1 protein-coding gene is annotated in these 397 nt (G+C 31.2%); it reads right to left on the bottom strand.

Annotation, left to right across the window (positions count from 1 at the left end; translation table 11 throughout):
* A partial coding sequence (gene tnpA, locus B2S90_RS04420) for an IS200/IS605 family transposase (protein WP_286696590.1) occupies positions 1-318 on the bottom strand: 318 nt, incomplete at its 3' end.
* Positions 319-397: the final 79 nt, after the last annotated feature.

Below are 397 nucleotides of genomic sequence, written 5' to 3'. Positions count from 1 at the left end.
TTTTTCCTTCCAATACTGTTTTGATAAGATCGAACTATACTTATGCCATAAGTGGTATGTTGTTGCCTGCTTTACAATTTTGACAATATTGCAAACTCTATCTGTTGTGTCGTAACTTAATAAGAAATGTATATGGTCTTTGTCAGTTTCTATCGCAATAATTTCGTAGCCACGAGTATTAGCTATATCGAGAATCTCTTGTTTCACATCATCAGTAATAGAGCCTTTTAGTAGTTGCTTACGGTATTTGGTTACTAGAACTATATATACTTTCAGACTGTATTTTCGTCTGTTATGACGATTGTATCTACTATCCACAGTTCACCTCAAAATATAGATATTTCGCTGTAAATTAGATATAATTTAGATATAACATATAGTGAAATATCTATGAAAG

Source organism: Catenibacterium sp. UBA627 (assembly GCF_002299355.1).
Classification (GTDB): Bacteria; Bacillota_I; Bacilli_A; order Erysipelotrichales; family Coprobacillaceae; genus Catenibacterium; species Catenibacterium mitsuoka.
This window is presented reverse-complemented; position numbering and strand designations above follow the sequence as displayed.